Annotated in this window: 10 protein-coding genes; 3 read left to right on the top strand and 7 right to left on the bottom strand. The window is 72.7% G+C overall.

Annotation, left to right across the window (positions count from 1 at the left end):
• Positions 1-26 precede the first annotated feature (26 nt).
• Genes EHS43_RS25440 through EHS43_RS25410 form a run of 7 tightly spaced genes read right to left on the bottom strand, consistent with a single transcriptional unit; the run spans position 27 to position 7,152 of the window.
• A complete protein-coding gene (locus EHS43_RS25440; RefSeq protein WP_125193089.1) occupies positions 27-830 on the bottom strand; it encodes an SRPBCC family protein in 804 nt (267 codons plus the stop codon).
• Positions 827-1,264 carry a PPOX class F420-dependent oxidoreductase gene (locus tag EHS43_RS25435; protein WP_125193088.1) on the bottom strand — a complete coding sequence of 146 codons (438 nt, stop codon included), beginning with the start codon at positions 1,262-1,264 and terminating at the stop codon, positions 827-829. The genes EHS43_RS25440 and EHS43_RS25435 overlap by 4 nt, the downstream gene beginning before the upstream one ends.
• A 13-nt stretch (positions 1,265-1,277) precedes the next feature.
• Positions 1,278-2,294, bottom strand: a complete 1,017-nt coding sequence (locus tag EHS43_RS25430) for an aldo/keto reductase (RefSeq protein ID WP_125193087.1) — start codon at positions 2,292-2,294, stop codon at positions 1,278-1,280.
• Entirely contained in the window at positions 2,291-3,358 is a 1,068-nt protein-coding gene (locus EHS43_RS25425) for a class I SAM-dependent methyltransferase (protein WP_125193086.1), read from the bottom strand. The genes EHS43_RS25430 and EHS43_RS25425 overlap by 4 nt, the downstream gene beginning before the upstream one ends.
• A gap of 2 nt (positions 3,359-3,360) precedes the next feature.
• Positions 3,361-5,334 (bottom strand): TIGR03618 family F420-dependent PPOX class oxidoreductase, encoded by a 1,974-nt coding sequence (locus tag EHS43_RS25420; RefSeq protein ID WP_185806398.1) that lies wholly within the window; start codon positions 5,332-5,334, stop codon positions 3,361-3,363.
• Positions 5,327-6,292: an aromatase/cyclase gene (locus EHS43_RS25415; protein WP_125193085.1), complete on the bottom strand. Its 966-nt coding sequence runs from the start codon at positions 6,290-6,292 to the stop codon at positions 5,327-5,329. The genes EHS43_RS25420 and EHS43_RS25415 overlap by 8 nt, the downstream gene beginning before the upstream one ends.
• A gap of 44 nt (positions 6,293-6,336) precedes the next feature.
• Positions 6,337-7,152 carry an SDR family NAD(P)-dependent oxidoreductase gene (locus EHS43_RS25410; protein WP_125193084.1) on the bottom strand — a complete coding sequence of 272 codons (816 nt, stop codon included), beginning with the start codon at positions 7,150-7,152 and terminating at the stop codon, positions 6,337-6,339.
• 183 nt (positions 7,153-7,335) lie between these two features.
• Here EHS43_RS25410 and EHS43_RS25405 point away from each other — a divergent pair, with 183 nt between their 5' ends.
• The 3 genes from EHS43_RS25405 (at position 7,336) to EHS43_RS25395 (ending at position 10,832) form a co-directional block, all read left to right on the top strand.
• Positions 7,336-7,788, top strand: coding sequence for a nuclear transport factor 2 family protein (locus EHS43_RS25405; protein WP_125193083.1), 453 nt, complete (start codon positions 7,336-7,338; stop codon positions 7,786-7,788).
• A complete protein-coding gene (locus EHS43_RS25400; RefSeq protein WP_125193082.1) occupies positions 7,788-9,719 on the top strand; it encodes an AMP-binding protein in 1,932 nt (643 codons plus the stop codon). The genes EHS43_RS25405 and EHS43_RS25400 overlap by 1 nt, the downstream gene beginning before the upstream one ends.
• Positions 9,720-9,803: 84 nt before the next feature.
• Positions 9,804-10,832: a methyltransferase gene (locus tag EHS43_RS25395; protein WP_125193081.1), complete on the top strand. Its 1,029-nt coding sequence runs from the start codon at positions 9,804-9,806 to the stop codon at positions 10,830-10,832.
• The last annotated feature ends 160 nt before the right edge of the window (positions 10,833-10,992 follow it).

Genomic DNA, 10,992 nt, shown 5'->3' with positions numbered 1-10,992 from the left:
GGTGGAGCAAGGTGGGGCGGGGCGGGTCAGTCCGTCGCCGCGGCGGCCAGGTCGGTGAGCTGGTCGCGCACGTCGGCGTCGAGCTGCTTGCGGGCGACGCGGAGCTCCTCCTCGGAGACCGGGCCGGCCAGGGTGACGCTTCTGCGCAGCCGGACCGTGGTGCCGCCCTCCTCCTCGGTGAACCGGAACTCCCCTGTCGACGCGTGCAGTTGCGGGGCCGGCTCGGTGTGCCGCTTGAACACGAGCTGCCCTTCGGCGGGTTCGACGCACACCCAGTGCGCCCCGCCGTCCGGGAGGGTGCCGGCCGCCCGCGCCGCGACCTCGTCCCGGGGCGCCTTCACCCGGACGGTCCGCACGCTCGTCACGGTGTCGCGGCGCAGCGCCTCGACGGATCCCGCCAGTCGCGCGATCCCGGCGAGCTGGCGGGGCACGTTGTCGTCGAGTTGGCGGGCCACCTTGTCCGCGGCCGCCGGGTCGGTGCCGTCGGCCAGGTCGAAGGAGTGCCGCACGCGCATCCTCGTGCCGCCGTCCGGGAGGCGCTCGAACCGCCACTCGCCCCGCATGGCGGTCAACGGCGGCCTCGGCGTCTCGTGCGTGAAGGAGATGAGCAGGTTCTCGGTGTCCCGGACCCGCCACAGACGCCAGCCTCGGGGCGAGCCGCCGTCGATGACCCAGCGGGCGACGAGATCGCGCTCGGCGCTCTCGGTGCGGACGATCTCGGCGTGCAGGTGGGTGGGGAAGTACTGGGGGGCCTCGACCACGTCGGCGACCAGGTCGAAGAGGAGTCGGGCGGGTGCCGCCGCGGTCAGCTCGTGGATGAGTTCGGTCATCGGAGTTCCTCCGTGCGTCGGTGGTCCGGGGACACGCTGCGGGCGTAGGGGCCCGCCTGCCAGTTCGCCTCGATGCCCCAGGAGACGACCCGGGTCGGGGTGATCCGGATCAGCTCATGGGCCACCTGGCCACCGAGCCGTCGGCCGCCCTCGGCGAGGGCTTCGGCGAGCCCGCGGATCTCAATGCCCCGGGGGGCCGTCGGATCGGCCGGGTCGACGTCGTCGACGACGAAGGCGACCTGCGGGCGGGCCCGGACGTCCCGGTACTTGCGGCTCCTGCCGAGGTTGAGCCCGCCGATGTCGATGGTCGCCAGATCCGGGTTGTAGTGCAGGCCCACCGGGACGACGTGCGGATCGCCGTGCGGGCCGACGGTCGCCAGGCGTCCGAAGGGCTGGGAGGTCAGGTACTCGATCTCCTTGTCGGTGAAGATCACGCGGCCCTCCCCCTCACAGCTTCGCGGCAGGGCCGAGCGGATCCAGGGTGAGCGACGGGTCGTCCCGGACCACGGGTGCGACCACCGCGTCGATGCGGCGCAGGAGTTCGTCGTCGAGGGTGGCGTCGACGGCGGCCACGTTCTCCGCCAGCTGCTGCGGGCGGGAGGCGCCCATGACCGTGGCGGCGACCCCCGGCCTGCCCAGCACCCACGCGATCGCCATCCGGGGCAGGCTGAGACCGGCCTCGGCCGCGAGCGGCGCGAGGTCCGCCACAGCGGCGAGGACCTTCTCGTTGAGGTAGTCCCAGCGGCCGATGGACCTGGCCCCGCCCGGACCCGCCCCGGCCCGGCTGCCCTTCGGCAGGGGCGCGCCGGGCCGGTACTTCCCGGTGAGCGCACCGCCGGCGAGCGGCATCCACGCGATCTGGCCGACGCCCGCCTCCCGGCTCGCGGGGAGCACCTCGGCCTCGACGACCCGCCACAGGATGGAGTACTGCGACTGGTTCGCGATGAGCGGGACACGGAGTTCCCGGGCGATGCGGGCCGCCGCACGGATGCGCTCGGCAGGCCATTCGGACACTCCGATGTAGTGCGCCTTGCCCGCGTGCACGACGTCGGCGAGGGCTTCGAGGGTCTCCTCCAGCGGAGTCTCGGGGTCGTGACGGTGCGTCTGGTAGAGGTCGACGTGGTCCATCCCCAGCCGGCGCAGGGAGGCGTCGACCGACTCCATGATGTGCTTGCGGGAGAGCCGGCCCGCGTTCGGGTCGCCCGGCCGGGCCCAGCGGCCCGACTTGGTGCAGACGACCAGTTCCTCACGGCGGACTCCGGCCAGGGCGCGGCCGAGGATCTCCTCCGCCCGCCCCTCGGCGTACAGGTCTGCCGTGTCGAAGGTGGTGATGCCGCTGTCCAGGGCGGCCCGTACGCATTCCCGGGCGACCGACTCGTCGACCTGGTCCCCGTGTGTGATGGCGTTCCCGTAGACGATCCGGCTCACCACCAGACCGCTGTCACCGACCCGTGCGTACTTCATCGCTTGGTTCCTTCCTGTGTGTCCACGGCCGTCGCCGCGCCGGGGGCGGCCGTCACGACGTGTACGGGCAGCGGATCGACCCGGCGGGTGGAGATCTCCGTCAGCCCGGCGGCCGCGATCATGCGCCGGGTGGTGCCGAGGGAGTGGGCCTCGCCTCCGGGGGTGGAGACCAGCATCAGCAGCGACAGCAGATGGGCCGCGTGCTCGTCGGCCGGGGGGCCGCCGTCGACGGTGAACCCGACGGTGACCAGGCGCCCGCCGGGGCGCAGTGCGCCGGAGAGCCGGCGCAGCAGGGCGACGCCCTGGTCCTCGGGGAACATCGGCAGCAGATTGGCGACGATCACCAGGTCGTACGGGCCTTCGAGCGGAACGGTGAAGGCGTCCCCCTCGATGCAGTGGGTGCGGTCGGTCAGGCCCATGCGCTCGGCGTGGACCCTGGCCTGGTCGAGGACGTCGGGGCGGTCGAGGGCGTGCAGGACGGCGGTGGGGTGCAGCCGGGCGAACTCCAGCCCGAACAGCGCGTGTCCGCAGCCGACGTCGAGTACCCGCGGTACCGGGACGGAGTCCGCCCAGACCCGGGTGGACTCGGCGAGGGCGGCCGCGGCGGCCCGGGTCACGAAGGTGCCGTCCGCCGCGAAGTCCCGCCAGTAGGAGAACCCCCGCTCGGTGGCGTCGGGCGCGAGCAGGGTGCCGCCCTTGCGCACCACGGCGGCCAGGTCGCGCATCGCCTCCCACTCCCAGTCGCTGACGTTGATCCGCAGCGCGTGTCCGGCGTACTGGGGGCTGCTGCTGACCAGGAGTTCGGCGGCGCCGGGCGGGAGGGCGAAGCGGGTGCCGTCCTGGACGAGCAGTCCGGTGGCGGCGGCCGCGCCGAGCAGGACGCGCAGGGCCCGGGCGTCGGCGCCGACGGCGCGGGCGAGCCGGTCGGGGTCCAGCGGGCCGGCGGCGAGCGCGTCGAAGACGCCGAGTTCGACGGTCGCCCTGAGCAGACTCGTCCGTTTGAAGGCCTGGAGGGTGTCCAGCAGGCTCTGCCGGGTGACGGCCGGCGCCGGGTGCGTCGTCATCGTCAGCTCTTCTGGAAGATGAAGCCGTAGGCGCGCTCGACCCGCACCCGCAGCACGAGCCGCTGGTCCTTCACCTTGGTCCGGCGGAAGTCCTCCCAGTCCTCGTGCTCGCCCTGGGTGGCGCGGTACATGTCGATGAGTTCGTCCACCACGGCGTCGTGGGGGTCTGCGGCCACCTCGGACACGGAGGCCGTGCCCTCGAACACCCCGAAGGCGAACATGTCCTCGGTCGTGACATGGAAGCTGACCCGGGGGTCCCGGCGGGCGTTGCGGGTCTTGGCGCGGTCATCGGTGGTGGCGATCCGGATGGTGTCCGTGGCGGGGTCGTAGCTGTATCCCACGTTGGAGAGCTGGGGGCGGGCCGCGGTCAGTCCGGCGGACCGCAGTGCGTGGTCGAGTTCCGCGCCGTCGGCCAGCGGCCCGCGGGCGGCGAGGTACCCGTCCGGGCGGATGAGCGCGAAGTCCCGCCTGCCCAGGCCGAGATCACGGCGCAGCACGCCGTCCGGGTCCAGCAGCGGGCGGGGCCCCGAGGTGTCGTCCGCGTCGCACAGCCGGCGGACCGAGACCGCCCGGCCGTGGGTGGCGTCGAGCCGCCCGATCAGTTCCCCGGTGGAACGCCCGTCGAGCGTCGCGGGCACCAGCAGAGTCCAGCGCGGGTCGTGCAGCTCCTCGCACAGGTCCCGCCAGCCGGCCTTGGTGCGCCGGTCCTCGGCGGTGCATCCCACCCGCTGTCCGGGCCCGGGTCCCGGGCCGGGCGGCGCGGGCAGGCTGAGCGGGCTGTCCGGGTACGCGACGGTCAGCCCGCAGAAACCGCGGATCATCTTGCGCTCCAGCTTGCGCTTGAGCGGGGTGATCCGCCGGACGGCGCCGAGGCCCACGGGCAGCAGTACCGGACCCAGCGCGTTGCGCAGGGCGACCAGGGCGGTGGCCACGCGGGTGGAGCCGAGGAGGCGTTCACCGACGGGGACGCGTTCGGCGCCGTAGCTGTCCAGCAGTTGTTCCCGGGCGAGGCCGCGGATCACGTCGGCGAGTTTCCAGGCGAGGTTGTACGCGTCCTGCATGCCTGCGTTCATGCCCTGCCCGGAGGCGGGGCTGTGCACGTGTGCCGCGTCGCCGGCGACGAAGCAGCGGCCGACCCGCATGCTCTCGATCATCCGCTGCTGCACGGTGAAGACCGAGATCCAGGTGGGCGTGGAGACCTTCACGGGCCGGGCGAGCGCTGTGGAGATCTTCAGCGCGAGCCGGTTCCTGATCGCCTCCGGGTCGTCCGCGTCCGTGATGTCCTGCGTGTCGATCACCCGCCACTTCCCCGAGGCAGGGAAGGGCACCATCAGCAGGGTGCCCTTCCCGGTGTGCAGCAGGTGGTTGCTGTCACCGGGGAGCGGGGCGTCCGTCTCGACGTCGGCGTTGAGCCACGTCTCGCTGGCGTCACCGAGGAGTCGCAGGCCCAGGCTCTTGCGGACGGTGCTGTGCGCCCCGTCGGTGCCGACCAGCCACGGTACGGAGCAGGTCGTCGCGCGGCCCTCCGCCGCGACGAGCCGCACGTCCACGTGGTCGTCGTACGGGGTGAAGGAGTCGAGGGCGACGCCCCACTCCACCTCGACGCCGCGCAGGGACAGCCGTTCCCGCAGCACCTCCTCGGTCACCACCTGGTCGACCATGAGGCTGAAGGGGTACCGGGTCGGCATGGTGGAGTAGTCGGTGTCGAACCGGACCAGGGTGCGTCCGCGCAGGTGGAGCGTGAAGTGCTCGACCTTGCGGCCACGCGGCAGCAGGCTGTCCAGGACGCCCATCTGCTCGCAGATCTCCAGGGTGCGCGCGTGCACGGCGAGGGCCCGGCTGGTGGTCGCGGGGCCCGGGGCCCGGTCCACGATCCGTACCGCCACGCCGCGCCGTGCCAGTTCGTGGGCGAGCGTTAGTCCGACGGGGCCCGCGCCCACCACCAGGACGTCGGGGCGCGCGGGGCCGTCAGTCACGGCGGGCCTCCGCGAAGGACTTGGCCAGGGCGAGGGTCGCCGCGCTGTTGCCGCCGACGGCCCGGCGGACGAACTCCGCCGCGGACGCACGGGTCCCGCCGGCCTGCGGGACCTCCGCGATGGCGTCCTCGTTCAGGCGTACGCGGTGCCAGGAGGTCGCGCGGACGCCGTTCGCGGTGGGGACGACGGTCCACTCACCGAGGTGCGCGGTCATCAGGGGCGGCGTGACGATCTGCTTGTAGACGATGCGAAGCTGCTCCGGGAAGCAGACCCGGACGGACTCGGTGGTGTGGGACGAGCCCTCCTTGGTGACGGTGTCCATCACCATCCACTGGATGTTCTCGACGTCCTCGCGCAGCGTCATCCGGGACACGTGGGGCAGCCGGTCCGGCCAGGCCGCGGCTTCGTGCAGGAACCGGTAGACGGCCCCCGGGTCCGCGTCGATCACCGTGGAGTCCTCGAACTCGAAGACGAGGCCGGCGGTGTCCGTGGCCTGCTCGGCGAGCGCCTTGATGTTGGCGAGTTCCGTTCCGCTGTTGCGGTCGGTGGCCTGCTCGATCCACGCGAGGCCGGCCGGGTCGTCGTCGACGGCGGTGAACTCGTGCAGCAGCGTGAGGCGTGCGGTGCCCGGTGCGGTTCCGGCCTCGACGATCCACTCGCCGCTCATCGAGGCGACCGGCGCCGTGGAGACCTCCTGCCGGAAGCTGATCCGGGTCCGCCGCGGGTCCAGGTGCCGGCGCGATGTCCAGGTCTTGGCCTCGCCGTTGGCGGTGGCCCAGATCCGCAGGCGTTCCACGCCCCCTTCCCGGGGGTCCGCCTCCTCGACGCGTTCGACATGGATCGTGGGGGCGAAGTGGACGGGCCAGGCGGGCGCGTCGGCGATGATCCCGTAGACCGTCCCGGTGGGTGCGTCGATGTCGATGTGGTGCGTGGTGCGCTGGGTTCCGGTGCGCAGCATTGCCGTGCCTTTCTCTGGGTCGGACCGGGCTCCGGCCCGCGGGGTCAGAAGATGCCGAGTCCGCCGCAGACGTTGAGGGCCTGCGCGGTGATGGAGGCGGCGGTGTCGGTGACGAGGTAGTCGACGAGGCCGGCCACCTCGTCGGGGGTGGAGTACCGGCCGAGCGGGATCTTGGCGTGGAACTCCGTGAGCACCTCCTCCTGCGACAGCTGACGGGTGCTCGCGTAGGACTCGCGGACCCGGACGGCCATGGGCGTCTCGACATAGCCGGGGCAGACCGCGTTGACCGTGACCCCGGTGGGCGCGAGCTCCTTGGCGAGCGCCTTGGTGAAGCTGATGACGCCGCCCTTGGCGGCCGAGTAGGGGGCTCCGAAGGGGACGCCCTGCTTGCCTCCGGTGGAGGCGATGCTGATGACGCGTCCGCCCTCGCGGCCCTCCAGGCCGCCGGTGGTGAGTACTTCGCGCGTGACCCTGAAGACACTGCTGAGGTTGGTCTCGATCACGTCGTCCCACAGCTCGTCGGAGATCTGCGCGGTCCGGCCGCCGCCGCTTCGTCCGGCGTTGTTGACCAGCACGGTGATCGGCCCGTAGCGGTCCACGGCCGCGCTGACTAGGGCCCGGACCGACTCGCCCGAGCGCACGTCGGCGGCCCGGCCGTCCACGTCGAGGCCCTGCTCCCGCAGTGCCTTGACGGTCGAGGACACGTTCTCCTCCGTCCGCGCGCACAGGTACACGGGGATGCCGCGGCGGGCCAGCCGGGTCACCACGGCGAGTCCGATCCCGCTGGTGCCACCCGTCACCAGGGCCGCGCGGTGCGGGCTGCCGGCCTCGGCCGTGCCCGGGGAATGCGCTGTGGTCATCTCGTCCTCCTCCGTCGGGATGCCCCGGCAGCCTCCCGGACCGGATTCGAGGCGCGGCCGAGGATGCCTCGAGCCCGGCGGGGGCGGGTGGACGGACCGGTGAGGAGATCTCCAGCGGTTCTCGATGCGCCGGTGCGAGCGTCTGCTGCACACCACGACACCGTGATCGAAAGGGGGACTGTCATGCCGTTGTCGGCACCGCCCGCGAACAGCGCCCACGACAGCGCGCTGTACCAGGAGGTCCTGCACTTCTACGCCCGGCAGATGCGCAGCCTCGACGAGGGCAACGTCACCGAGTGGGCCGAGACCTTCACCGAGGACGGGGTGTTCGGCGCCAACGCCCGGCCCCGGCCCCAGGTGGGTCGCGCGGCCATCCGTGAGGGCGCGGCCGAGGCCACCGCCCGGCTCGCGGAACAGGGGGTCCAGCGCCGTCACTGGCTGGGCATGCTGGAGGTCTCCCGCAACGCCGACGGCTCGGTGACGGCCCTGTCCTACGCGCAGGTGCTCGCCACCCCGAAGGGCGGCAAGGCCGAGCTGGAGCTCAGTTGTTCCTGCGAGGACCTGCTCGTGCGGGAGGGCGACCGGCTCCTCGTGCGGCGTCGGCAGGTGCACCGCGACGACCTTCCGCGCTCGTGATGCCGGGCGCGGTGCACGAGGGGGTGGCGGCCGGCGCCCCGCTCGGTTCGCTGTCGGATCTGCTCGGCGGGCCCCGGATCGACGACCTGCTGCACCGGGCCGCGGCGTCGGCGCCGCACCGTGCCGCCGTGCGCACCGCCGAGGGGACGATCGACTACGCCGGGCTGACGGCGCTGGCCGAGCGGTACGCCGACGGTCTGCGCGCGCTGCTCGGTTCCTCGAACGCCGTGGTGGCCCTGACCACGACCCTGGACCGGCACTTCGCCCCGGCCTTCTTCGGCATCCTCCGCTCCGGCAACATCCCGGCCCTGGTCAATCCGTTGCTGCGGGAGGACGGGCTCGCCCATGTGCTGGGCATCAGCGCGGCGCGGGCGGTGCTGGCGCCGCCGGAGCTCCATGAACGCCTGGAGGGCGTGCGCGGCCGGCTGCCGGAGCTGCGGCACCTCGTGCTGACCCACCGGGACGCGGGCGCGGTCGCGGTGCCCGAGGACGTACCGGTGCTGGGCGAACTGCCCGGTGCCGGGCCCGGCGAGGGGCCGCCGCGCCTGGACGACGACCCCGAGGCCGTCGCCTGTGTGCAGTTCACCAGCGGCACCACGGGAGCACCGAAGGCCGTGCTGCTCAGCCACCGCAATCTGGTGGTCAACGCGGCGCAGTCGGCGCGGGCCCACGGGCTGGACCCGGACGCGGTGGTGTTCGACTACCTTCCGACGTTCCATCTGATGCACCTGACCGTCACGGTCGCGGTGGCCGGGACCCTCGTGCTGTGCACCGAGCCCGATCCGGCGGACGCGGTGGACGCCGCGAACCGGCTGCGCGCCACGCACTTCTACAGCCTGCCGGTCCGGCTGGCCCGGCTGGCCGTGCACCCCCGGCTGACCGAGCTGGAGTGCCCGTCGCTGCGGGCGGTGCTCTCCGGCGGGTCGACCCTGCCGCAGTCCGCCGCGGGCACGCTCGGCGGGCACTTCGGCGTACCGGTCGTCCAGGGCTACGGCCTTCAGGAGACCTCGCCCTCCACGCACTTCGACAGCCTGGTGGCGCCGCGCGCCGGCTCGTCCGGGCGGCCGGTGGCCGGCACCGAGTGCCGGATCGTCGAGGTCGACTCACGCCGGGTGCGCCCCGTGGGCGAGCGGGGCGAGATCCAGGTCCGCGGCCCCCAGCTCATGAAGGGGTACCTCGGCCGGGACCTGTCGTACGACACCGACGCGGACGGCTGGTTCTCCACCGGTGACATCGGGCTGATGGACGCCGACGGATACCTGTACGTCGTCGACCGGCTCAAGGACGTCTTCAAGCGGGACAACTGGCTGGTGTCGCCGACGGAGATCGAACGGGTGCTGCTGCGTCATCCCGCCGTCGCCGACTGCGCCGTGATCGACCGGCCCCACGCGTTCAGCGGCGCCGTGGCGCATGCCTTCGTGGTGCTCGCCGAGGGCGCGGGCACCGTCGACCCGGCTGCCGTGGCGGCCGAGGTCAACGCCGGGCTGCCGTACTACGAGCGGCTCGAACACATCGAGGCGGTCGACCGGGTCCCGCGCTCGCCCACCGGCAAGGTGCTCCGCCAGGAGTTGCGCGCGCGCCTTGCGACCGCACAGGAAACCCCCTCCCATCCGAAGGAGTCCACCGTCATGCATCACTTCGTCAACCGTTTCACCGTGTCCGGCGACACCGAGGAGTTCGAGCGTCTGCTGGGGAAGATCACCGACTACATGGCGGAGCAGCCCGGCTTCCGCACGTACCACCTGTACCGGTCGGTGCAGGACCCGCAGGTGTACGTGGAGACCGCGGAGTGGACGGACGGCGCGGCCCACCAGCAGGCGGTCGCCGGCGACGGTTTCCGCGGCCCGGTGATGGAGATCATGAAGCTCGCCCGGGCGGAGGCCGGTCCGTACCGGCTGGTGACCGAGCGTCGGGCCGACGCGGGCGAATGAGCCGCGTCTGCGGGCCGGCCGGTGCCCCCCGTCACCGGTCGGCCCGCGTTCCTGTGCGCATCCATGGAGGGAAGGGAATTCGTGATGACCGACGCAACAACCGCCGTACCGGGACCGGTGATGAAGCTGCGGGAGCTGGCGCACAGCGCCGCCTGCGCCGCCTCGGTCCGGGCCGCGGCCCTGCTCGGGCTGCCCGAGGCACTCGGTGAGGAGCCCGCCACCGCCACCGAACTGGCCCAGGCCGTGGGCGCGGACGAGGAGGCACTGGTCCGCCTGCTGCGCTCACTGACGACGTACGGCGTCTTCGCCGAGACCGGTGAGGGCACCTATGTGCACACCGCCGAGTCCAGGCTGCTGCGCGAGGACGACCCGCGCAGCATCAAGTACAACGTCCTGTGGGCCACCGAGCCGTGGACGTGGGAACTGTGGGCGCACCTGGACGAGGCGGTCCGCACCGGCAAGGGGGTGTTCCCCTCCCTCCACGGGGAGGAGTTCTTCGCCTATCTGCACGCCCGGGCGCCGCACTCGGCCGAGGTGTTCGACAAGGCGATGACGCAGTCCAGTCAGCTCTCCGCGCGTGCCATCGCCGAACAGCTCGATCTGTCCGGGGTGCGGAGCGTGGCCGACATCGCGGGCGGGCAGGGTCTGGTGCTGGCGACCCTGCTGGAGAAGAACCCGGAGCTGCACGGCACGCTGCTGGACCTGCCCGGTGTGGTCGCCCACCCCGACCCGCGGCTGGGTGCGGGCGGTTCGCTCGCCTCGCGGGCCACGCTGCTGCCGGGCGACTGCCTTGAGGAGATCCCGGTCCAGGCGGATGTGTACCTCTTCAAGAACATCCTGGAGTGGGACGACCGGAGCACGGTGACGGCGTTGCGCAACGCGGTGGCCGCGGCCCGCCCGGGGGCCCGGGTCCTCGTGATCGAGAACCTGGTGGACGGCAGTCCCGAGCTGAGGTTCACCACCGCGATGGATCTGCTGCTCCTGCTGAACGTGGGCGGCAAGAAGCACACCCGGGAGGGGCTGGCCGCGCTGATGGAGCAGGCCGGGCTGCGGGTCGGGGACATCCGCCCGGTCAACTCGTATCTGCACCTCTTCGAGAGCACCGTGGCCTGATCCGCGGACAGGTCGCCCTCCTCTCCTCCCCCAGCTGATTCCCCACTGCCGGCGCGGGCCTCCGTGTCGGCGGTGAGGCATGCCCGGGGACGACCGCAGCCGTTCGGGCGGCGGTCGTCCCCGTACGACTTCTTCGAAACCGGAGGACACCATGCCGTCC

It is taken from the genome of Streptomyces sp. RP5T (assembly GCF_003933965.1).
GTDB lineage: Bacteria > Actinomycetota > Actinomycetes > Streptomycetales > Streptomycetaceae > Streptomyces.
Note: the sequence above shows the minus strand (reverse complement) of the source record. Positions and strands in the feature narration are given on the sequence as shown.